Origin of the sequence: Variovorax paradoxus (genome assembly GCA_016806145.1) — a bacterium.
GTDB lineage: Bacteria > Pseudomonadota > Gammaproteobacteria > Burkholderiales > Burkholderiaceae_C > Variovorax.
In genome coordinates, this window is the sequence record CP063166.1 from 949375 (window position 1) to 970973 (window position 21599).

Annotated in this window: 17 protein-coding genes; 7 read left to right on the top strand and 10 right to left on the bottom strand. The window is 71.0% G+C overall.

Annotated elements, in window-relative coordinates:
• Positions 1–5 precede the first annotated feature (5 nt).
• A complete protein-coding gene (locus tag INQ48_04385) occupies positions 6–626 on the bottom strand; it encodes a hypothetical protein (protein QRF60608.1) in 621 nt (206 codons plus the stop codon).
• Positions 627–945: 319 nt separating this feature from the next.
• Between INQ48_04385 and INQ48_04390 the strand changes: the two genes are divergently transcribed.
• Positions 946–1161, top strand: coding sequence for a hypothetical protein (locus INQ48_04390; GenBank protein ID QRF60609.1), 216 nt, complete (start codon positions 946–948; stop codon positions 1159–1161).
• Positions 1162–1184: 23 nt separating this feature from the next.
• Here the strand turns inward: INQ48_04390 and INQ48_04395 are convergent, their stop codons facing one another.
• The 6 genes from INQ48_04395 to INQ48_04420 all read right to left on the bottom strand — a co-directional run bounded on the left by INQ48_04395 (position 1185) and on the right by INQ48_04420 (position 10248).
• Entirely contained in the window at positions 1185–3290 is a 2106-nt protein-coding gene (locus INQ48_04395; protein ID QRF60610.1) for a primosomal protein N', read from the bottom strand.
• A gap of 485 nt (positions 3291–3775) precedes the next feature.
• On the bottom strand, positions 3776–4891 hold the full coding sequence (locus tag INQ48_04400) for a uroporphyrinogen decarboxylase (GenBank protein QRF58497.1): 1116 nt from the start codon (positions 4889–4891) through the stop codon (positions 3776–3778).
• 35 nt (positions 4892–4926) lie between these two features.
• A complete protein-coding gene (locus tag INQ48_04405; GenBank protein ID QRF58498.1) occupies positions 4927–6243 on the bottom strand; it encodes an MFS transporter in 1317 nt (438 codons plus the stop codon).
• Between the two features lie 164 nt (positions 6244–6407).
• Positions 6408–7130 (bottom strand): redoxin domain-containing protein, encoded by a 723-nt coding sequence (locus tag INQ48_04410; GenBank protein ID QRF58499.1) that lies wholly within the window; start codon positions 7128–7130, stop codon positions 6408–6410.
• A 77-nt stretch (positions 7131–7207) separates the two neighbouring features.
• Entirely contained in the window at positions 7208–9448 is a 2241-nt protein-coding gene (locus INQ48_04415) for a thioredoxin family protein (protein ID QRF58500.1), read from the bottom strand.
• Between the two features lie 44 nt (positions 9449–9492).
• Positions 9493–10248, bottom strand: a complete 756-nt coding sequence (locus tag INQ48_04420; GenBank protein QRF58501.1) for an alanyl-tRNA editing protein — start codon at positions 10246–10248, stop codon at positions 9493–9495.
• Positions 10249–10391: 143 nt separating this feature from the next.
• Between INQ48_04420 and INQ48_04425 the strand changes: the two genes are divergently transcribed.
• Positions 10392–11762 carry a sorbosone dehydrogenase family protein gene (locus INQ48_04425; protein QRF58502.1) on the top strand — a complete coding sequence of 457 codons (1371 nt, stop codon included), beginning with the start codon at positions 10392–10394 and terminating at the stop codon, positions 11760–11762.
• 6 nt (positions 11763–11768) lie between these two features.
• Here the strand turns inward: INQ48_04425 and INQ48_04430 are convergent, their stop codons facing one another.
• Positions 11769–12797 (bottom strand): LacI family DNA-binding transcriptional regulator, encoded by a 1029-nt coding sequence (locus INQ48_04430; GenBank protein ID QRF58503.1) that lies wholly within the window; start codon positions 12795–12797, stop codon positions 11769–11771.
• Between the two features lie 147 nt (positions 12798–12944).
• Here INQ48_04430 and INQ48_04435 point away from each other — a divergent pair, with 147 nt between their 5' ends.
• The 3 genes from INQ48_04435 to INQ48_04445 are packed head-to-tail and all read left to right on the top strand — an operon-like array spanning position 12945 to position 16441.
• Positions 12945–14297: a purine/pyrimidine permease gene (locus INQ48_04435; GenBank protein QRF58504.1), complete on the top strand. Its 1353-nt coding sequence runs from the start codon at positions 12945–12947 to the stop codon at positions 14295–14297.
• 33 nt (positions 14298–14330) lie between these two features.
• The gene (locus INQ48_04440) at positions 14331–15731 is read left to right on the top strand and encodes an amidohydrolase family protein (GenBank protein ID QRF58505.1); all 1401 of its coding nucleotides are present in this window, start codon (positions 14331–14333) and stop codon (positions 15729–15731) included.
• Entirely contained in the window at positions 15728–16441 is a 714-nt protein-coding gene (locus INQ48_04445) for a sulfite exporter TauE/SafE family protein (GenBank protein ID QRF58506.1), read from the top strand. The genes INQ48_04440 and INQ48_04445 overlap by 4 nt, the downstream gene beginning before the upstream one ends.
• Before the next feature lie 2 nt (positions 16442–16443).
• On the opposite strand, the gene INQ48_04450 is transcribed toward INQ48_04445, so the two are convergent.
• Positions 16444–17016, bottom strand: coding sequence for a GNAT family N-acetyltransferase (locus INQ48_04450; GenBank protein QRF58507.1), 573 nt, complete (start codon positions 17014–17016; stop codon positions 16444–16446).
• A gap of 100 nt (positions 17017–17116) precedes the next feature.
• Here INQ48_04450 and INQ48_04455 point away from each other — a divergent pair, with 100 nt between their 5' ends.
• Complete coding sequence (locus INQ48_04455; GenBank protein ID QRF58508.1) at positions 17117–18859, top strand: chloride channel protein; 1743 nt, start codon at positions 17117–17119, stop codon at positions 18857–18859.
• A gap of 7 nt (positions 18860–18866) precedes the next feature.
• On the opposite strand, the gene INQ48_04460 is transcribed toward INQ48_04455, so the two are convergent.
• The gene (locus INQ48_04460; protein QRF58509.1) at positions 18867–19877 is read right to left on the bottom strand and encodes a zinc-binding alcohol dehydrogenase family protein; all 1011 of its coding nucleotides are present in this window, start codon (positions 19875–19877) and stop codon (positions 18867–18869) included.
• Positions 19878–19968: 91 nt separating this feature from the next.
• Here INQ48_04460 and INQ48_04465 point away from each other — a divergent pair, with 91 nt between their 5' ends.
• Positions 19969–20886: a LysR family transcriptional regulator gene (locus INQ48_04465; GenBank protein QRF58510.1), complete on the top strand. Its 918-nt coding sequence runs from the start codon at positions 19969–19971 to the stop codon at positions 20884–20886.
• The last annotated feature ends 713 nt before the right edge of the window (positions 20887–21599 follow it).

Consider the following 21599-nt stretch of genomic DNA (forward strand, 5'->3'; position numbering starts at 1 on the left):
GCCGGCTACGGCGTCAGCACGCCGAGCTTGAACGGATCGGCATCGGGCAGGCGCTCGCACTTCGAGAAATCGCGGCCCTGCGTGCCGTCGCAATAGAAGGCGTTGTAGATGCGGCCGAACAGCGAAGGGCTGGCGGTGAACAGCACGCCATGCTCGGGCTGCCAGTGGTCGTTCGCGCCGCGGCCGTCGGCCGAGGCCTCGATCACCTTGGGCGCGCTGGCGCCCGTCGTGAAATCGGCCGGTGTCCTGTGCGCATCGTCGCGCCAGCGCACCGCGAGCTCGGCCGCCGTGGGCCGCGCCGCCACCGGCAGCATCAGGCCGGTGACCTGGAAGCCGTCGCTGAAGCGGTGCGTCTTGCCCGCGAGGAAGGCGTAGGCGCAGGCCGCCATGCACTGGCCGCGCACCTCGGTCTCGACGCCGCTCGCGCGGATCGCGTCGGCGAAGGCGCCGGCCGCCTCGGCGGTGCCGCCGAAGGAGTCCTCCAGCACCACGGTGCGCACCGTGCCGCTGTTGAGATGGTCGATGAAGCTGGCGAGCTCGCTGCCGTCGAGCATGCCCGAGACCAGCAGCAGCCGGCCCTGGCGTTCGATCTCGGCGGCGTGCGCGGTGACGGGTGCGAGCACCAGGAGGCAGGCCCAAGCGGAGGCCGCGACGGACAGAATCCCACTTGCGAAATGGAGCGGTTTCACGAGCGACCTTTGCCTTCAGGAGAGCGGGCTCGATGGGCGCCCGGGGCCCGGAGGAGCGCGTCGTTGCGGACCCCTCCACGGAGTCTTTTGCAGCGGCGCGCGCGCGGCGTCAACTCTTTTTTCAGAGTTTTTCCCGTCCGACATGCCGGCCGTAAGACATAGCTATCCGATACCACTTCGGATGAATGCTTGAGTTCGCATTTGCGCTGCTAAAGTGGGCCGCAGACCGGAAGATGGCATGGGAGCTCGCACGATGATGGCAACACTGTTTCGAATTCTCTTGTGGCTGGCCTGGCTCGCCGGCGCGGCCTGGCTCTGGCAGGCCGGCAAGCTCGGCACCGCCTCGGCGCTGGCGCTCGGCGCGCTGAGCCTGGTGGTGTTCGCCTGGCCCGGCAGCGTCGCGCGGCGGCGCCATGCGGACCGCGAACTGCGCTATGTCGAGATGGGCAAGGAGCCGATGAGCCTGCACTGAGCGCGGGCCCATGGCGACGAGGTTCAGATCCCCTGCGGATCGACGTCGATCAGCCAGCGGATCACGCCCTTGCCCGCGGGCGTGCGCCGCAACGCATGCAGCTGCGGCTGCCACAGCGCGAGCATGCGCTGCAGCGCGGCGCGCGAATGGCTCTCCAGCAGCATTTGCGCGCGCTCCACGTTGGCCACGCGCTGGATCGCCAGCGGCACCGCCGGATAGCGCATCACCTGTGCCGCCCCCTCCAGTCCATCGGCCGCGGCGCTCGCCGCGTTGAGGAAGGCCTGCGCCGCCTCCTGCGTGCGCGCATCGGCGCGCACCAGCGCCTGGTAGGCGAAGGGCGGCATCGCGGCGGCCTGCCGCTCCTCGAGCTGCTGCGCCGCGAAGGCCGGGTAGTCGTGCCGGCGCAGCGCCTGGAACAGCGGATGTTCCGCGTGGTGCGTCTGGATCCACATCTCGGCCGTGCTGCCCTGCGTGGCCAGGTAGGCGGCATCGCGGCCCGCGCGGCCGGCCGACTGCATCAGCAGGCTGAACAGCCGCTCGGGCGCGCGGAAGTCGCTCGAGAACAGCGCGCCGTCGGGGTTCACCGCGGCTACCAGCGTGATGCGGCGGAAGTCGTGGCCCTTGGCGATCATCTGCGTGCCGACCAGAACGTCGACCTCGCCCGCGTGCACGGCCGCGAGCTGCGATTCGAGCGCGCCCTGCTTCTTCGTGCTGTCGGCATCGATGCGCGCGATGCTCACGGCGCTGCCGTCGGGCCGCTTCACGGCCGAGAACAGCTCGGCCAGGTGCTCCTCGAGCCGCTCGGTGCCGCGGCCCACGGGCGCGATGTCGAGGTTGCCGCAGACCGGGCAGGCACGCGGCACGCGTTCGGTGTGGCCGCAGTGGTGGCAGCGCAGCGTGCGGTCGATCTTGTGGAACACGCGGTAGGCGCTGCAGTGCGGGCACTCGCTCTTCCAGCCGCAGTCGCCGCAGGCCAGCACCGGCGCATAGCCGCGCCGGTTGAGGAAGATCATGCTCTGCTCGCCGCGCGCGATGCGCTGGCCGATGGCGTCGAGCAGCTTGGCCGACAGCACGGTCTTCGCGGGCTGCAGCGTCATGTCGACCAGCCGCACCGTGGGCAGCTCGCCCGCGCCGATGCGCGAGGGCATGGCCAGCCGCACGTAGCGCCCGCCGGGGTCGCCGTCGGCCGGCGGGCGGCTCTGGTGCCAGCTCTCGAGCGAGGGCGTGGCCGAGCCCAGGATCACCTTGACCTTCTCGCGGTGGCCGCGCCACACGGCGAGGTCGCGCGCCGAATAGCGCGCGCCTTCCTGCTGCTTGTAGCTCGGGTCGTGCTCCTCGTCGACCACGATCAGCGCCAGGCCCGGCATCGAGGCGAACACCGCCATGCGCGTGCCCAGCACGATGCGCGCGGCGCCCGCGTGCGCCGCCAGCCAGCTCGCGAGGCGCTGCGGGTTGGTCATGCCGCTGTGCAGCGACACCACCGCCTGCGCGCCGAAGCGCGCCTTGAATCGGGCCTCGAGCTGCGGCGTGAGGTTGATCTCGGGCACCATCACCAGCGCCTGGGCCTCGGGCGAGCGCGCGAGCAGCGCGGCCACGCAGCGCAGGTAGACCTCGGTCTTGCCGCTGCCGGTGCTGCCGGCCAGCAGGAACGGGCCGTCCTCGGCCTCGATGCGCGCCAGCGCGGCCGCCTGCTCGGGGCTGGGCTCGACCGGGGAGGGCGTGCCGGTGTCGGCCGCGGCCTCGTCGTCGGCTCCCTTGCGCTTGAGCCGGCGCGCGAGCTGCACCGTGCTCAGGTCGCGCAGCTGCGGCGGCAGCGCCGCCAGCGCGATCTCGCCGATCGAGCGCTGGTAGTAGCGCCCGGCGAAGGCCACGAGGTCGCGCCAGGCCGGGCCCAGCGGCGCGAGCGCGTCGAGCGCGGCGGCCACCGGCTTGAGCGCCAGGTCGGGCGCGGCCAGTTCCTCGGCCGTCCGCGCCTCGGCATGCCAGACCACCCCGAGCACCTCGCGCCGGCCCAGCGGCACCCGCACCAGCGTGCCGGCCGGCAATGGCGCGTCGCCGCCATAGCTCAGCACGTCGCCCAGCGCGCTGTGCGCGGGCGTCTGCACCGCCACGTCGATGCGCCAGGGCAACGCGGCGCCGGACGTGCCCGGACTGCCGTTCGTCGGCTCGCCGAGCAGGTCTTCGCTGGGAATGGGACGGGTTGGGATGGTGTCCTCGTTGGCAGGGTTTGTTAAAGCAGTGTTGAGCAAAGTCACTTAAGTCGTTGATTTTTCAGTGCTTTGCGACCCGTCCAGGGTTTCTGTGGATAACTTTGTTGAAAACCGGGCTGGACTCGCCGCCAAGCCTTGAAAATCAAGGCTCTGGCTGGAATGCCCGCAAAAAGGGCAAAGTTCAAACTCCATATAAATCAACGACTTAGCTTCGCTATTGCTTTGGTAGCGGGGCCGCACCCGCCTAACGCAATCTTGCGCAGTGCAACACGCGTTTTGTGCATAAGTCGGTCGCCGAAGCCCGTTTTGGGCCTTGACAAAGCCGCCGCGCCGCACTCTGGCCATCTTCTTTTCCACATCCGCCATGCGGACGGGCGGCCGCGGCCGGCGGCGCGCGGGCCGTGTCAGGCGGACTGCCGCAACTGGCGCGATTGCGCGTGCACCGCCTGCACCAGCGCCGACACGTGCTCGGGCGGCGTGAACTGGCTGATGCCGTGGCCCAGGTTGAAGATGTGGGTCGGCCCGGCGGTCGCGCGGTCGGCATGCGGCGCGCCGAAGGCCTGCAGCACCTTCGCCACCTCGGCCTCGATGCGCGCGGGCGGCGCGAACAGCACGTTGGGGTCGATGTTGCCCTGCAGCGCCTTGGCCTGACCATCGCTGCCCTCGGCCACGCGGCGGCGCGCGGCGCCGAGGTTCACGGTCCAGTCCACGCCCAGCACCTGGCAGTCGAGCGCGCGCATGTCCTCGAGCCAGAGCCCGCCGCCCTTGGTGAAGACGATGCGCGGCACCGGCTGGCCGTCGGGGCCGTGGCGCTTGAGGCCCGCGAGCACGCGCGCGGTGTAGGCCAGGCTGAATTCCTGGAACGCGCCGTCGGCCAGCACGCCGCCCCAGCTGTCGAACACCATCACGGCCTGCGCGCCGGCGTCGATCTGGGCATTGAGGTAGGCGGCCACGGCGTCGGCATTGATCGCGAGCACGCGGTGCATCAGGTCGGGGCGGCCGTAGAGCATGCCCTTCACGAGCCGGTAGTCGCTCGAGCCCGCGCCCTCGACCATGTAGCAGGCCAGGGTCCATGGGCTGCCCGAGAAGCCGATCAGCGGCACGCGGCCGTCGAGCGCCTTGCGGATCGAGGCCACGGCGTCGAAGACGTAGCGCAGCTTGTCCATGTCGGGCACCTCGAGCGCGGCCACGGCGGCTTCGTCGCGCAGCGGGCGCGCGAAGCGCGGACCCTCGCCGGCCTCGAACGAGAGGCCCAGGCCCATCGCGTCGGGCACGGTGAGGATGTCGGAGAACAGGATCGCCGCGTCGAGCGGATAGCGCGCCAGCGGCTGCAGCGTGACCTCGGTCGCGTAGTCGACGTTGGTGGCCAGTCCCATGAAGCTGCCGGCCTGTGCGCGGGTGGCGACGTACTCGGGCAGGTAGCGGCCGGCCTGGCGCATCAGCCAGACGGGCGTGTGGTCGGTGGCCTGGCGCCAGCAGGCTCGCAGGAAGGTGTCGTTTTGCAGGGGGGCGAAGGGCATCGGGCGATTGTCGCAGGGCCCCCGCCGTGACGGCGTCAGACCGCCGGAACGCGCCGCGCGTCGGCCGGATTCACGTTGCGCCGGTAGAGCACCAGCGTCGCGACCAGCCCGCAGACCGCGGCCGCCGTCATCCACAGGCCCGGCGCGCCCTTGTCGCCGGTCATCTCGATCAGGCCGGTGGCCACGGCCGGCGTGAAGCCGCCGAACAGCGCGGTCGCGAGGCTGTAGGCCAGCGAGAAGCCGGCGGTGCGCACGCTGACCGGCATCACCTCGGTCAGCGCCACCACCATCGCGCCGTTGTAGCTCGCGTAGAGGAACGAGAGCCACAGCTCGACCTCGAGCATGCGCGCGAAGCTCGGCGCGCCGACCAGCCACTTGAGCGAGGGGTAGGCCGTGAGGATGGTCAGCACGGTGAACGCGATCAGCAGGGGCTTGCGGCCCACGCGGTCCGACAGCGCGCCCATGATCGGCAGCCAGATGAAGTTGGAGACCGCCACGCACAGCGTGACGACCAGCGCGTCGGTGGTGCTCAGGTGGAGCACGGCCTTGCCGAAGGTCGGCGTGTAGACCGTGATCAGGTAGAAGGACACGGTGGTCATCGACACCAGCATCATCCCGGCGATGACCAGGCCCCAGTTGGCGACCATCGAGCGGAAGATCTCGCGCGCGTCGGGGCGGTGCTTGCGCGCCATGAATTCCTCGGTCTCCTGCAGCGAGCGGCGGATCACGAACAGCACCGGCACGATCAGGCAGCCGACGAAGAAGGGCACGCGCCAGTAGAAGTCGCCGATCTCCTGCGCGCTGAAAGTCACGTTGAGCCAGTAGCCGAGCGCGGCCGCCACCACGATGGCCACCTGCTGGCTGGCCGACTGCCAGCTCACGTAGAAGCCCTTGCGGGCCGGCGTGGCCATCTCCGACAGGTAGACCGACACGCCGCCGAGCTCCACGCCGGCCGAGAAGCCCTGCAGCAGCCGCCCGATCAGCACCAGCAGCGGCGCGGCGAAGCCGATGGTGGCGTAGGAGGGCACGCAGGCGATCAGCAGCGTGCCCAGCGCCATCAGCGCGAGCGTGACGATCAGGCCCTTGCGGCGGCCCACGCGGTCGACGTAGGCGCCGAGGAAGATCGCGCCCAGCGGCCGCATCAGGAAGCCGGCGCCGAAGGTCATGAAGGTCAGCATCAGCGAGGCGAACTCGTCGCCGGCCGGGAAGAAGGCCTTCGAGATCTGCGTGGCGTAGAAGCCGAACAGGAAGAAGTCGAACATCTCCATGAAGTTGCCGCCGGTCACGCGCAGGACGGTGGCGAACTTGGAACTGGAGGCGGTGGTGGCCGCGCCTTTGGACGCTGTGGTCATGTGTGGAGTCCCCTGGGTTGTGCGTGCGCGATGTGTGCACCCCGAGGGTAGGAAGCCTTGCCCGACGGCAAGCTGACGCGCGTGGTCAGGTACCTGTCAAAGCCGGCCCCAAAGAAAAGAGGCGCCGCGGCGCCTCTTGCTGGATGACGGTCCCGGGGACGGGCTCAGGTCTTGTACTTGATCGAGCAGCCGTAGGGCCGCGTGCTGGCCGCCGTGATCGGCTTGTTGCCGAAGGCCTCGCCGAGCGCCTGGTTCACGTAGTTGACGGCGGTCTTGATGTCGTCCACGCGCGCCGAAGCGATGGAGTCGATGCCGCCCGCGTACACCAGCGTGCCCTTGGGATCGATGATGAAGATGTGCGGTGTGGTGCGTGCGCCGTAGGCCTGGCCGATCATGCCGTCCTCGTCCATCAGCACCGCGGTGGGCGCGGCCGACTGCGACTTCATCCAGTCGGCCAGCGCGGCCGGCTTCAGGTAGTCGCTGGCGGCGCGCTCGGTGGAATTGATGGCCAGCCAGACCACGCCCTTGTCGGTGGCGGCCTTCTGGGTGGCGGGCATGTTGCCGCTGCCGTAGTGCTTGCGCACGAAGGGGCAGCCGGGGTTGGTCCATTCGAGCACCACGAACTTGCCCGCGAAGTCGGACAGCTTGTGCTTGGCACCGCTGGTGTCGACGGCGACGAAGTCGGGCGCCTGCTGGCCCACGGCGGGCGCGGCGACGGCGTTGTTGCTCACGAGGAAGGTGGCGCCCAGCGCGACGGCGGCGGCCATGACGGCACGGCGCGAGGCACGGCTGAGGGCGGCGCGGGCTCGGCGCGCGGCGCGCACCGAGCGCGAGTCGGGGCGCAGCTCGGTGGAGGGGGGAAGGGACATGGGCTGATCGAACTCCATGGGAATATTTCCGAATGACGGCGACAGCTTAGAGCGGTTTTTTCATGTGCCTGTGACAACCCATGCCGCAGCCGTGGTCAAAGTGCCGCGAGCGCCGCGCGGACCTCGTCCTTGCCGAGGATCTCGGTCAGCACCACGGGCGGCTTGCCCGGGGCCTGCAGCACGTAGACCGGCACGCCGCTGCGGCCGAGCGCGGTCAGCGCGGCGGTGATCGCGGGATCGCGGCGGGTCCAGTCGGCGCGCAGCATCGCGACCTTCTTGTCGTCGAAGGCGGCCAAGAGCTCGGTGTCGGACAGCGTGGTCCTCTTGTTGTATTGGCAGGTCACGCACCAGGCGGCGGTGAAATCGATGAACACCGGGCGGCCGTCGCCGGCCAGCTCGGCCACGCGCTCGGCCGACCAGGGCTGCCAGCGGGCTTCCTTCGAGCCCGCGGCGCCCGCGAGCTTCGCGGGCTCGACGGTGGTCAGCACGTTGCGGCCGATGGCGCTGGTGAGCACCACGGTGAAGCCGATCAGCACGGTGGCGATCACCAGCCGCGAGCGGCCGCGCAGCGTGAGCGCCCAGACGATCGCCGACAGGCACACCAGCAGCGCCAGCAGGGTGCCGGCGCCATCGATGCCGGTCTGCTGGCCCAGCACCCAGACCAGCCAGGCGACGGTGGCGAACATCGGGAAGGCCAGCAGCTTGCGCAGCGTGCTCATCCACGGGCCGGGCTTGGGCAGCAGCCAGGCGATGGCCGGCACGAAGCCCGCCACCAGGTAGGGCAGCGCGAGGCCGAAGCCCAGCGCCGCGAACAGCAGCAGCGCCTGGCCGGCCGGCAGGCCGATCGCGAAGCCCAGCGAGGCGCCCATGAACGGCGCGGTGCACGGCGAGGCGATGACCACCGCAAGCACGCCCGAGAGGAAGTCGTTGGCGATCGGGTGCTTGGCCTGCGCGCTGCACACCGACGAGGGCACGGTGCGCATGAACTCGAACACGCCCACCAGGTTCAGGCCGATCAGCGTGAACAGCGCGGCCAGCACCGCCACCACCGCGGGCGACTGCAGCTGGAAGCCCCAGCCAAGGCCGGCACCGGCCGCGCGCAGCGCGAGCATGGCGCCGCCGAGCGCGAGGAAGGACAGGATCACGCCGGCCGTGTAGGCCAGCCCGGCCTGCCGGTGCGCGCTGCGGTTGCCGGCCTGGCGCGCGAAGCCCAGCACCTTGATCGCGAGGATCGGGAACACGCAGGGCATGAGGTTGAGCAGCAGGCCGCCGAGGAAGGCGCCGAGCAGCGCGGCCAGCAGCGTGCCCATGGGCTGGGGCGCGATCTCGTTCGAGGCGGCGGCGGTCTTCACGGCATCGGCCGCGTTGGCGGCCAGCGCCGCCTGCAGCGCGGGCGAAACCTGGGCGTCGGGCGCGGCGGCAGCCGCGGGCCAGCTGCCGCTCACGGGCGGTTCGGCGCGCCAGGCGATCGGCTGGCCGGGCTGGCGGTCGGCCTCGGCCAGCGCCACCACCACCGGCATCGCCGTAGGGCTCGCGCTGCGCTGGTCGGCCAGCGGCAGCGTGGCGGTCCAGGCGCCGCCCTGCCAGGATTGGGTCCAGTCCTTGCCGGAGACGGCCGCGGTGCGGATCACCTCGGGGGTCTCGGGGAAGAAGGCCAGCGTCTTGCCCTGGGCGGCGGCCGGCAGGCCCTCGAGGCGCACCTGCAGGTTGTTGCCCTGCACCTCGATCGCGCCGGGCGCGGCGAGCTGTGCCGGCTGCGCGGCCTGGGCGGCGTCGAACTCGGCCTTGTGCAGCGCGGTCGAGCCCTGCACCGGCAGCGCCAGCGAGAACTCGCCTTCCTCGGGGATGCATTCCTTGCGGCAGACCAGCCACGAGGCCTTGAGCCGCACCTGGAGTTCGGCCGGCCCGCCGGCGCCCGTGAGGGCCAGCGGCGGCTTGAAGGTGCTCGCCACCTCGAGCGGCACCGGCAGCAGCACCGTGTTCTCGTAGCCGTAGTTGGCGAGGTTGCCGACCGGGATCTTCTTCGGCACCGGCCAGGCGATGTCGCCGGCCGCCACGCCGGGCGGCAGGGTCCAGCTGAGCTCGGTGGGCAGGCCGGAGTCGCCGGCGTTCTTCCAGTAGGTGTGCCACTCGGGCTGGTGCGCGATCTGCAGGCCGACCCAGACCGGCGCGCCGGGCGTCACGCCGTCGGGCGCGTGCGCCACCAGTTCGGCGCGCACATGCGGGGTGGTCACGACCGCGCCCGCCTTGGCTGGAGTCAATTGGGCCAGAGCCGGCATCCAGGCTGCGGATGCTGCTATGAGAAGCGTAGCGAATCGGAGGCGCGTGAAGGTCATGCCGACAGTCGGAGCGTTCAGGGGAGGCGAAGTTCCGGGCGGGATCAGGCGGCGGCGGCCCAGCCCAGCACCACGCGCCGGCTGTTGGCGCTCTTCTTCTCGATCTTGGTGACCACCACGGCGCCGATCTCGGCGGTGTTGGCCACGTGCGTGCCGCCGCAGGGCTGGAAATCGATCTGCGCCTCGCCCTCGCCGCCGATGCGGATGGTGCGCACCGTGCCCGTGCCGCGCGGCGGCTGCACGCTCATGCTCTTGACCAGCGCCGGGTTGGCGTCGAGTTCGGCGTCGGTGATGGCGCCGACGGTCAGCGGATGGGCCGCGCCCACCAGCGCCGCGAGTCCCTGGGTCAGCGCTTCCTTGTCGAGCGGGTCGGTCATGTGGAAGTCGAGCCGCGCGTAGTCGGGCGTGATCGAGCAGCCGTTGACCGGCTGCGGCACCAGGTGGCAGAGCAGGTGGGTGGCCGTGTGGAAGCGCATCAGCCGGTGGCGACGCTCCCAGTCGATGGTCGCGGTGACGGCGTCGCCGGGCTTCAGCGCGGCCAGCAGGGCCTCCTGGCCCGGCGCGGGCACGTGCACGATCTCGTCGGTGGCGCGGCCCTCGGCGTCCTTGCCCTTGCGCGTATCGGCGATCGCGATCTCGTCGCCGCCGGCCAGCGCCAGCACGCCGCTGTCTCCGGCCTGTCCGCCGCCCAGCGGGTAGAACACGCTGCGGTCCAGCACGATGCCGGTCTCGTCGATGCGCTCGACGCGCGCTTCGCAGGAGCGCAGATAGGCGTCGGCACGGAACAGGTCGTGGGTCATCCCGGCGATGGTAGCGGCGATGCGCGAACGGGGTGCGCCCACGCCGGAAAGCGCCCACGACCGACAGCCCCGGGGCCGCCGCCCGCTCGAAGATCGCTCGATGCGCGGCGTCCGGCTGCGCCGCAACGCATGAAGGATGGCGCATGAAGACACGGCAGCAAGCACCCACCCCCAAGATGGCCGCGGCCTTGCTGGCGGCGGTCCTGGTCCCGCTGGTGCTGGCGGGCTGCGGCGAGGCGGCCAAGCTCACGCCCGAACTGACCACCGGCCCGCGGCCGCAGCTGGTCGAGCCCAACAAGACCCTGATCCCCACCGTCAACGTCGCGCCCGTGGTCGGCTGGAACGACACCGCCGCGCCCACGCCGGCCGATGGCCTCAAGGTGGCGGCGCTGGCGCGCGGGCTCGACCATCCGCGCTGGGTCTACACCCTGCCCAACGGCGACGTGCTGGTGGCCGAGAGCAACAAGCCGCCCAAGCCCGAGGGCACGACCGACGGCGGCAGCGGCCTGATGGCCAAGGCGCGCAACTTCGTGATGAACAAGCTGATGGCGCGCGCCGGCGCCGGCGTGCCCAGCGCGAACCGCATCACCCTGCTGCGCGATGCCGACGGCGACGGCGCGGCCGAGGTCAAGCAGGTGTTCCTCTCCAACCTCACCTCGCCCTACGGCATGGCGCTGGTGGGCAACGAGCTCTTCATCGCCAACGCCGATGCGCTCGTGAAGGTGCCCTACACCGAGGGCCAGACCTCGATCGATGCCAAGCCCACCGTGGTGACGCCGCTGCCCGCGGGCATCAACCACCACTGGACCAAGAACGTGATCGCCAACGCCGACGGCAGCAAGCTCTACGTGACCGTGGGCTCGAACAGCAACATCGGCGAGAACGGCCTGGCCGCCGAGGAGGGCCGCGCCGCCATCTGGGAGGTCGACACCAAGAGCGGCGAGAAGCGCCTGTTCGCGAGCGGCCTGCGCAACCCCAACGGCCTGGGCTGGGACCCCGACACGCAGGCGCTGTGGACCGTGGTCAACGAGCGCGACGAGATCGGCAGCGACCTCGTGCCCGACTACCTGACCTCGGTGAAGGACGGCGCCTTCTACGGCTGGCCCTGGAGCTATTACGGCGGCGTGGTCGACGTGCGCGTGCAGCCGCAGAACCCCGAGATGGTGGCCAAGTCGATCGCGCCCGACTACGCGCTGGGCTCGCACGTCGCGCCGCTGGGTCTCGCGTTCTCGCGCCCGGGCGGCATGCCCGAGCAGTTCGCCAGCGGCGTCTTCATCGGCGAGCACGGCTCGTGGAACCGCAAGCCCAAGTCGGGCTACAAGGTGGTGTTCGTGCCCTTCATCGGCGGCAAGCCCAGCGGCCCGCCGGTCGACGTGCTCACGGGCTTCCTCGATGCCCAGGAGAAGGCCCAGGGCCGGCCGGTGGGCGTGGCGCTCGACAAGAGCGGCGCGCTGCTGGTGGCCGACGACGTGGGCAACGTCGTGTGGCGGGTGTCGCGCGCCAAGCAGAACTGAAGAAGCTCAGCCGCTGCGCACCGACGAGGGCCGCGCCACCAGCTGCGCGGCCGGGCCCTCGACCCGGTGGCGCGAGACGTCGCCGCGCAGGTGGTCGAACAGCAGCGCGATCGCCTGCTGCGCCACTTCCTCCAGGTGCAGGTCGACCGCGGTAAGCGGCGGCACGCTGGTGCGCGCGCGCAGGCCGTCGTAGCGGGTCGCGACCATCACGTCGTCGGGCACGCGGCGCCCGCTCTGCACGATCGCGGCCAGCGCGCCGGCGGCGAAGGCATCGACCGGCACGCAGAAGGCGTCGATGCCGGGATGGGCCGCGAGCAGCGCCTGCGCGGCCTCGTGGCCGCCGGCCTCGCCCCGCACCTCCTCGACCAGCGACAGCAGCGGCGGCTGGCCGCGCGCGGCCATCGCTTCCTCGTAGGCCGTGCGCGCCTCGAGGTAGGAGTTGCGCTGCGCCGCGCCCAGGATCATCGCGACCTGGCGCGCGCCCTGGCCGTGCAGGTGCTCGAGCAGCAGCCGCGTGGTGCGGCCCGAATGGATGTCGACGTAGGGCGGCATCACCGGCCCCTCGGCCGGCTTGCCGATGGCCACCACCGGCAGGCCGCGGCGCAGCAGGTTCGCGAGGTTGGGGTCGCCGGCCGAAGGCTCGATGACCAGCGCGCCGTCGACGTCGAGCAGCTCCATCGGCACCAGGCCGTTCTCCATCGCGGGCGCCAGCACCAGCGCGAGGCCGCGGTCGAGCGCCGCCGCCGCGGCCACCGCCGCCACCTCCATCAGGAAGCCCAGCCGCGAGGGCCCGCCCGCCACCGCCAGCGGCATCGAGGACAGCAGGGCGATCATGTGCGCCTGCCCGGTGCGCAGCCGCTGCGCATTGCGGTTCGGCCGGTAGCCGAGCTTGGCGGCCGCGCGCTCGACGCGCGCGCGGGTCTCGGCATCGACCTGCCCGCGCGCGTTCAGGGCGTGCGACACGGTGGTCGGCGACACGCCGGCCTCGCGCGCCACGTCCTTGATGTTCGCCCGTGGCGTTCGCTCGGTGTTCATCCCGTATTGACCTTCCACGAAAGCGGTGCTTCAATTCCCAAATCGTTTTGGGCGTCTGCCCGGAATGTACTTCACCCGCTGCGGCGGATTTTTTTGCCAGTGCGCCCAAATCGATTTGGGCGCGGACCGATCCAAGGAAAAACGATCATGTCCCGTGCGAACGAGGTTGCGCCCGTCGATGCCGTGCTGCCCTTTTCCCAATTGCTGCTGTTCGGCCTGCAGCATGTGCTGGTGATGGCCGCGGTGCCGATCACCTCGGTGTTCCTGGTGGCCAAGGCGCTGGGCCTGTCGGCCGCGCTCACGGTCAACCTGATCAGTGCCACCTTCCTGCTGTGCGGGCTCGGCACCCTGCTGCAGTCCTTCGGGCCCTGGAAGTTCGGCGCGCGGCTGCCCTTCGTGATGGTGCCGGGCGGCGCGCCGATCGTGATGTTCGTGACCATCGCCCAGCAGCGCGACCTGCAGACCGCCTCGGGCGCGGTGATCCTCACGGCGCTGTTCTATTTCCTGATCCTGCCGGTGTTCGCGCGCTGCCTGCGCTTCTTCCCGAAGATCGTCATCGGCACGCTGCTGCTGCTGGTGTCGATCAACCTGGTGAAGGTCTACGGCGGCATCATCGCCGGCAAGGCCGGCACGCCGACCTTCGGCGACCCGGTGAACATCGGGCTGGCGCTCGCCACCATCGGCTTCACGCTGCTGTTCGCGCGCCTGTTCAAGGGCATGCTGGGCCAGCTCGCGGTGCTGCTGGGCCTGCTGGCCGGCACGCTCTTGGCGGCCGCCTTCGGGCTGATGGACTTCTCGCCCGTGGCCGCCGGCCCGGTGTGGAGCACCCCGACCCTGCTGCCCTTCGGCCTGCCGCACTTCGACCTCGTGGCCGCGGTGCCGCTCCTGATCTTCAGCGTGATCTCGATGGTCGAGGCCACCGGCCAGACGGTGGCCGTGGCCGAGGTGGTGGGCCGGTCCATCGACCCGCGCGACGCGGTGCCGCGCACCGTGCGCGGCGACGCGCTGGTGTCGCTGCTCGGCGGCCTGTTCGGCACCTCGATGATCATCACCAGCGGCGAGAACATCGGCATCGTGCGCGCCACCAACGTGCGCTCGCGCTACGTGACGGCCATGGCCGGCGCGATCCTGGTGCTGATCGCGCTGTCGGCGCCGCTGGGCCGGCTCGCCAGCGCGATTCCCGTCGCCGTGGTGGGCGGCACCGCGATGGTGGTGTTCGCGATCATCGGCACCATGGGCATCGACATGCTGCGCCGCACCGACCTGCACGAGCGCGGCAACATGTTCGTGCTGGCGGGCGCGCTGACCATGGGCCTGCTGCCGATCCTGGTGCCGGGGCTCTACAGCCGCTTTCCCGACACCCTGCAACTGGTGCTGGGCAACGGCCTCGCGATGGGCTCGATCACCGCGGTGGTGCTCAACCTGCTGTTCAACCGGCCACCGGACGAACGCGCGGCGCCCCTGCCGTCGGCGGTGCCGCCGCCGGTCTCGCCGCAGTGAGCTTCTTCTCTTTCCTTTCTTTCGGATCCAGACATGTCCCCTGACCACGAGGCCGCGCCCTTCGCGGCCCGCGAGCTGCTGCTCGTGCCCGACCACTTGATGCTGCGCGACGGCCCGGCCACCGGCCACGCCGTGCACATCGCCGACGGCCGCTTCGCCGACATCGGCCCCGCCGAGCTGCTGGCCGTGCGCCATCCTCGACTGGTGCCGCAACGCCTGCCCGGCCGGCTGCTGATGCCCGGCATGATCGACGCGCACCACCATCTCACGCAGTCCTTCGGCAAGTCGCTGGCCTACGGCGAGCCGTCCGAGATCTTCCGCCGCGTGTGGGTGCCGCTCGAATCCAGCCTCGACGACGAGTTCGTCTACCTCGCGACCAAGCTCGCGGCGCTCGAGTCGCTGCGCGGCGGCTTCACCACCGTGTGCGACGCCGGCACCCGCGCGCCGGGCGACATCGGCGCGATGGCGCGCGCGCTGCACGAGACCGGCCTGCGCTGCGTGCTCGGGCTGATCTGCAACGACGGCGGCAACGAGAGCGGCGATGCGGAGCGCCGCGCGCTGAAGGCGCAGGCCGAGCGCTTCCTCGCGCGCTGGCAGGGCGATGCGCTGGTGCATCCCTCGCTCGCGATCTCGGTGCCCGAAGCGGCCTCCGACGAGATGCTGACGAGCGTCTCCGCGCTGTGCGCCGAGGCCGGCACCGTGTTCCAGACCCACGTCAACGAGCACCTGGCCTCGGTCGAGCGCTCGGTGGTCGCGCGCGGCCGGCGCCCGCTCGAACTGCTCGCGCAGCTGGGCGCGCTCGGCCCGCAGGTGCTGATCGCGCACGGCACGCTGGTCACGCCGCCGGAGCTCATGCTGCTGCGCGACACCGACACCGCCGTCAGCTACAACCCGGTCGCGAGCCAGTGGAAGGGCAACGCGGTGGCGCCGGCCCATCTGATGGACGCGCTCGGCATCCGCTTCGGCCTGGGCACCGATGCCACGCGCAGCGACGGCTTCCGCCTGATGGATGCGGCCGAGGCCGCGCAGAAGATCGCCTTCGGCCTGGCCGTGGGCGATGCCTCCAGCGGCGGCGGCTGGACCTGGTTCGACCATGCGACGCACGAGGGCGCGCGTGCCGCGGGCCTGGGCGCGCGCACCGGCGAGATCGCCGTCGGCAAGGCCGCCGACTTCCTGCTCGTGGACGTCGACACGCCCGAGATGTGCACCTCGGTCGACCTGACCTGGGACCTGGTGCGACTGGGCAACCGCGACCAGATCGAGGCGGTGTTCGTCGACGGCCGGCTGCGGCTGTGGAAGGGCTGGCCCACCGACTGGGACGCGCGCGCGCTGCAACGGCAGCTCGCGCGCACCGCCCAGGCCGCGATCGCGCGCGCGCCGATCGTGCGGCTGCATCCCACGGCCGCCGAGCACCGGCGGCAGGTCGCCCGATGAGCGCGCAGCACCTCGTGCTGATGTCGCTGGCCGTGCTGGTCGCCGCCTTCGTGCAGGGCGCGACCGGCGTCGGCTTCGCGCTCATCGCCGCGCCGGTGATCGGGCTCGTGCGCCCCGAGCTGCTGCCGGTGTGCGTGCTGGTGCTGATGCTGCCGCTGAACCTCTACGTGGCCTGGCGCGAGCGCGGCGCCATCGACGGCACCGGCGCGCGCTGGATCACCGGCGGGCGCGTCGCGGGCACCGCGGGCGGCCTGTGGGTGCTGGCGGCGCTCAGCGCGGGCCAGCTCTCGCTGTTCGTCGGCGCCTCGACCGTCGTGGCCGCGCTGGTCACCCTGCTGATGCCGGCCTTCTCGCCGGGGCGCGGCGCCTTCGTCGGCGCCGGGCTGGTCACGGGCATCACCGAGACCGCCACCGGCATCGGCGGCCCGCCGCTGGCGCTGGTCTACCAGCACCAGCCGGCGCCCACCATGCGTTCGACCATCGCGCTGTGCTTCCTGCTCGGCGAGCTGGTGTCGCTGGCCGTGCTGCTGGCCACCGGCCGCGTCGGCCTGCCGCAGCTGCAGGCCGCGGCGCTGCTGCTGCCGGCGCTGGTCGTGGGCGCGGTGCTGAGCCGCCTCGTGCATCGCCGCGTGAACGGGCGGCTGCTGCGCATCTTCGTGCAGCTGTTCGCGATCGTCTCGGGGCTGGTGCTGCTGGTGAAGGCCTTCTGACCTCAGGCGCCTCGTTGCGCCTGCCAGGCCGCGCGGTCGAGCCGGTAGAGGCAATGGCGGCGCAGCGGATGGCCCTCGGCCAGCAGCGGATGGTCGAACGCGCCGGACGGGTCCTCGCGCATGCCCAGGCGCTGCATCACCGCGCTCGAGCGCCGGTTGGGCAGCGCGGTGAAGGACACGATCTCGTCCAGCCCGAGCCGCTCGAAGCCCACGGCCAATGAGGCGCGCGCCGCCTCGCTCGCGAGGCCCTGGCCCCACCACTGGCGCGCGAGCCGCCAGCCGATCTCCACGCAGGGCGAGAAGGGCAGGGGATAGGCCGGCGCGTTGAGGCCGGTGAAGCCGATCAGCTCGCCCGACTCCTTGTGCTCGGCGGCCCAGAAGCCCCAGCCGTTCTGTTCGATGCGCTCGACGAAGCGCGCGACCAGCGCGTCGCTCTCCGCGCGCGACAGCGTGGCGGGAAAGAACTCCATCACCTGCGGATCGGCGACCAGCGCGGCGAAGGGCGCGAGGTCGCTCTCGCGCCACTGGCGCAGGCGAAGACGGGGCGTTTCGGGTTCGATGAGCGTGCGGTCCATCGGGCGATTCTGGCGCAGGGGCAAGACGGCCACGATCGGCGATTTATGTCATGAAGTGATATATTTGCGCGCTTTCGCGCCACTGGCTTCCGGCCCCTCCATGTCCACTTCCACCCATCGCCGCGGCGACTTCGCGCTCGACGCGCGCCTGCTGCGCATCGCCACCCTGGCCGCCGTCATCGGCGCCGCGAGCACCGTGGCCGCGCGCGTGCTGCTCGACCTGATCCGCTTCTTCACCAACCTGTTCTTCTTCCAGAGCTTCTCGCTGGCCGACCGCTCGCCGGCCGGCCACACGATGGGCGCCTGGGTGATCGCGGTGCCGGTGGTCGGCGGGCTGGTGATCGGGCTGATCGCGCGCTACGGCTCCGAGAAGATCCGCGGCCACGGCATTCCCGAGGCCATCGAGGCGATCCTGTTCGGCCGCAGCAAGATGTCGCCGAAGGTGGCGGTGCTCAAGCCGCTGTCCTCGGGCATCGCGATCGGCAGCGGCGGGCCTTTCGGCGCCGAGGGGCCGATCATCATGACCGGCGGCGCCATCGGCTCCCTGATCGCGCAGCACTTCCACCTGTCGGCGGCCGAGCGCAAGGCGCTGCTGGTGGCCGGCGCCACCGCGGGCATGACGGCGGTGTTCGGCACGCCGGTGGCCGCGGTGCTGCTGGCGGTCGAGCTGCTGCTGTTCGAGCTGCGCCCGCGCAGCCTGCTGCCGGTGGCGATCGCCTGCGCGGTCGCGGGCTTCACGCGGCCGCTGCTGATGGAGGCCGGGCCGCTGTTCCCGCTGCAGACCGCGGCGCCGGGCCCGCTCGCGCTGCTGTCGTGCGTGGTGGCCGGACTGCTGTGCGGCGCGCTCTCGGCCAGCCTCTCGCTGTCGCTCTACAAGGTCGAGGACCTGTTCGGCAAGCTGCCGCTGCACTGGATGTGGTGGCCGGCGCTCGGCGGCCTCGCGGTGGGCATCGGCGGTTATTTCGAGCCGCGCGCGCTCGGCGTGGGCTACGACGTGATCGGCGACCTGCTGCACAACCAGCTGGCCTGGCAGGCGGTGCTGGCGCTGATCGCGGTCAAGGCGATCATCTGGGTGATCGCGCTCGGCTCGGGCACCTCGGGCGGCGTGCTGGCGCCGCTCCTGATGATGGGCGCGGCGCTCGGCGCGGTGCTCTCGCACCTGCTGCCGGGCGGCGACCCGATGCTGTGGCCGCTGGTCTGCATGGCCGCCACGCTCGGCGGCACCATGCGCGCGCCGCTGATGGCCACCGTGTTCGCCTTCGGGCTCACGCACGACAGCAATGCGCTGCTGCCGCTGCTGGCCACCTCGGCCACCGCCTACGGCTTCACCGTGCTCACCATGCGTCGTTCGATCCTCACCGAGAAGATCGCGCGTCGCGGCCATCACATCTACCGCGAGTACGGCATCGATCCGCTCGAGCGCCAGTTCGTGGAAGAGGTGATGACGCGCGAGGTGCACACCATCGACGCCGCCCTGCCGGTGGCCGAGGCGCTGGCCGTGTACTTCGGCGAGGGCCAGGCGCACCGCGCGTTCCCGGTGCTGCGCGGGCGCGAGGTGATCGGCGTGGCCGACCGCACCGTGCTTGCCGCCTGGAGCAACGGCACCGTCGGCGATGCCGTGGCCGGCACGCCGCCGGTGGTCGCGCTGCCCGGCGAGAACTGCCGCGCGGTCGCCACGCGGCTCGCGCGCCACGGGCTCGAGCGGCTGCCGGTGGTGCGCGATGCCGATTCGCGCCTCTTGGTCGGCATCGTGGCGCGCAGCGACCTCATCAAGCCCTCGCTCGCGCACTTCCACGAGGAAGAGCAGCGCGAGCGGGTGCGCAGCCTGCGCTGGAGACGCTGAGCTTCGTTCAGAACCCGGCCAGCACCACCTTGCCCTGCGCCTTGCCGCTTTCGATCAGCGCATGGGCGCGGCGCAGATTGGCGGCGTTGATGGTGCCGAAGCTCGCGTTCGCGGTGGTGCGCACGCGGCCGGCGTCGACCAGCGCGGCCACCTCGGCCAGCAGCGCGCCCTGCTCGGCGATGTCGGGCGTCTCGAAGCGCGAGCGCGCGAACATCATTTCCCAGTGCAGCGATAGGCTCTTGGTCTTCAGCGGCATCGCGTCGAGCGTCTTCATGTCGTCGATCACCGCGAGCTGGCCCTGGGGCTTGAGGCTCTCGATGATCTGCGCGTAGTGCTGCTCGGTCTGCGTGAGGCTCGCGACCATGTCGACCGCGGCGATGCCGGCGGCCTTGAGCTCGGCCGCGAGCGGCTTCGAATGGTCGATGACGAGGTGCGCGCCCAGTTCCAGGCACCAGGCGCGGGTTTCGGCGCGCGAGGCGGTGGCGACCACGCGCAGCTGCGTGAGCTGGCGCGCGAGCTGGATCAGGATCGAGCCCACGCCGCCGGCGCCGCCGGTGATCAGCAGGGTCTGGCCCGCGCCGCCGCCCTTGGGCACGCGCAGGCGGTCGAACAGCAGTTCGTAGGCGGTGATGGTGGTCAGCGGCAGCGCGGCGGCCTGGGCGTCGTCGAGCGTGCCCGGTGCGATCGCGGCGATGCGCTCGTCGACCGCATGCAGTTCCGAGTTGGCGCCCGGGCGCACGATCGAGCCCGCGTAGTAGACGCGGTCGCCGACCTTGAAGCCCGTCACGCCCGCGCCGATGGCCTCGACCGTGCCGACCGCGTCCCAGCCCAGCACCTTGGCCTGGCCGGCCTCGGGGGCGGCGTTCCTGCGCACCTTGGTGTCGACCGGATTGACCGACACCGCCTTCACGCGCACCAGCAGGTCGCGCGCGCCGGGCTGGGGCGCGGGCAGCTCGATGTCCTGCAGCGCTTCGGGGTTGTCGATGGGGAGGGGCTGGTAGTAGCCGACGGCTTTCATGGCGGTTCCTTTGTGGCGGATCTGGAGATGGATCGAATGTAGGGTGACAATCTCAATTTGATAAGACCGGCTTCGCGAGCAACACTTTCAAATGAAGATTGAAAATATCTCGGACCTGCAGGTGCTGGTGCAGACCGCGCGCGCCGGCACGCTGACGGCCGCGGCCCATGCGCTGGGCATCACGCCGGCGGCCGCGAGCGCCACGCTCAAGCGGCTCGAGACGCAGCTCGGTGCGCGCCTGTTCGAGCGCTCCACGCGCGCCATGCGCCTGACACCGCAGGGCCAGACCCTGCTGGACTACGCGGTGCGCGCCTTCGAGCTCCTGGCCGAGGGCGAATCGCTGGTCACGGCCGACCGCGGCGAGCTGGTCGGCACGCTGCGCGTGGCCGCGCCCTCGGACCTCACGCGCAGCACCCTCTTGCCCTGGTTCGACGAGTTCCTCGCGCTGCACACGGGCGTGCAGCTGTCGCTGTCGGTGGGCGACCGGCCGCTGGACGTGATGCGCGACGAGGTCGACGTGGCGCTGCGCTACGGCGCGCTGGCCGATTCTCGGCTGGTGGCGCGGCCGTTCGCGATGACCAACCCCTTGTTGACCGCCTCGCCGGACTATCTGCGGCGGCATCCGGCGCCGAAGGTGCCGCAGGACCTGGTGCATCACAACTGCCTGATCTTCAATCGCGGGGGGCGGCTGCATCGGGTCTGGCGCTTTGCGCAGAACGGGCAGTGGATGCAGGTGCGGGTCGATGGGAATCGCAGCGTGGACGATGCTTCGCTGGCGCGGGAATGGGCGGTGGCGGGGCATGGGGTGACCTTGAAGTCGGCGCTCGATGTGCGCGGTGACATCGAAGCCGGGCGGCTGGTGCACCTGATGACGGATTGGGAGACGGAGCCTTATCCGTTGCATGCGTTGTTGCCTAGTGGGAGGTTTGTTGCGGCTCGGGTTCGGGCTTTGGTTGATTTCCTGGCTTTGAAGTTTGATTTGTTGGGGCGGGGTGTTTTCTCTGGGTAGGCTGTTGGCCGGGTCTCGCCCCGGCGGGCGAGTCACTTTCTTTTGCTTCGCCAAAAGAAAGTAACCAAAGAAAAGGCGACCCACTGTCTGCGACCCTTCGCTTCGCTACGGGCAACCTGCGGTGCTCGCGTTTCGCGGGGTCTCGCAGAACTCGCTTCGCTCAAACAGCTGCGAGCCCTGATCCGCGAAACGCTGCGCTCCTCGGCGCAGCCAGAGGGGATGGGTCGGGCCTTTGCTTCGCTCGGCCTTGGAATGCCGCTCGGGCCATCGCTTCGCTCGGCCTGGCAATGTCGCGCGGGCCATCGCTTCGCTCGGCCTTGTGTTTGTCTTGTCCCCTCTCCCTCTGGGAGAGGGTTAGGGTGAGGGCACCGGGCCTCACCAAGGGTCTGACGGTATCCACCGCCCAGTGCCCTCACCCCAGCCCTCTCCCAGAGGGAGAGGGGGCAATACCAATGCCGAGCGAAGCGAAGGCCCGAGTGGATGTCGTGTGGCCGAGCGAAGCAAAGGCCCGAACGCCCCCCTCTGGCTGTGCCGAGGAGCGCAGGGGAAAGCGGGATAAGGGCCGCAGCTGTCTGAGCGAAGCGAGTTCTGCGGACCCCCGCTTTCCCCGAGCACCGCAGGTTGCCCGTAGCGAAGCGAAGGGACACAGACAGTGGGGTCGCCTTCTTTTGCTTACTTTTCTTGGCGAGACAAGAAAAGTAAGTCGCCCGCCG

Excerpts from the sequence above, each read along its gene's own strand:
- INQ48_04390 (QRF60609.1), top strand. The coding sequence starts at position 946 with ATGGCAACACTGTTTCGAATTCTCTTGTGGCTGGCCTGGCTCGCCGGC.
- INQ48_04400 (QRF58497.1), bottom strand. The coding sequence starts at position 4,891 with ATGCCCTTCGCCCCCCTGCAAAACGACACCTTCCTGCGAGCCTGCTGG.
- INQ48_04405 (QRF58498.1), bottom strand. The coding sequence starts at position 6,243 with ATGACCACAGCGTCCAAAGGCGCGGCCACCACCGCCTCCAGTTCCAAG.
- INQ48_04410 (QRF58499.1), bottom strand. The coding sequence starts at position 7,130 with ATGGAGTTCGATCAGCCCATGTCCCTTCCCCCCTCCACCGAGCTGCGC.
- INQ48_04415 (QRF58500.1), bottom strand. The coding sequence starts at position 9,448 with ATGACCTTCACGCGCCTCCGATTCGCTACGCTTCTCATAGCAGCATCC.
- INQ48_04420 (QRF58501.1), bottom strand. The coding sequence starts at position 10,248 with ATGACCCACGACCTGTTCCGTGCCGACGCCTATCTGCGCTCCTGCGAA.
- INQ48_04425 (QRF58502.1), top strand. The coding sequence starts at position 10,392 with ATGAAGACACGGCAGCAAGCACCCACCCCCAAGATGGCCGCGGCCTTG.
- INQ48_04430 (QRF58503.1), bottom strand. The coding sequence starts at position 12,797 with ATGAACACCGAGCGAACGCCACGGGCGAACATCAAGGACGTGGCGCGC.
- INQ48_04435 (QRF58504.1), top strand. The coding sequence starts at position 12,945 with ATGTCCCGTGCGAACGAGGTTGCGCCCGTCGATGCCGTGCTGCCCTTT.
- INQ48_04440 (QRF58505.1), top strand. The coding sequence starts at position 14,331 with ATGTCCCCTGACCACGAGGCCGCGCCCTTCGCGGCCCGCGAGCTGCTG.
- INQ48_04445 (QRF58506.1), top strand. The coding sequence starts at position 15,728 with ATGAGCGCGCAGCACCTCGTGCTGATGTCGCTGGCCGTGCTGGTCGCC.
- INQ48_04450 (QRF58507.1), bottom strand. The coding sequence starts at position 17,016 with ATGGACCGCACGCTCATCGAACCCGAAACGCCCCGTCTTCGCCTGCGC.
- INQ48_04455 (QRF58508.1), top strand. The coding sequence starts at position 17,117 with ATGTCCACTTCCACCCATCGCCGCGGCGACTTCGCGCTCGACGCGCGC.
- INQ48_04460 (QRF58509.1), bottom strand. The coding sequence starts at position 19,877 with ATGAAAGCCGTCGGCTACTACCAGCCCCTCCCCATCGACAACCCCGAA.
- INQ48_04465 (QRF58510.1), top strand. The coding sequence starts at position 19,969 with ATGAAGATTGAAAATATCTCGGACCTGCAGGTGCTGGTGCAGACCGCG.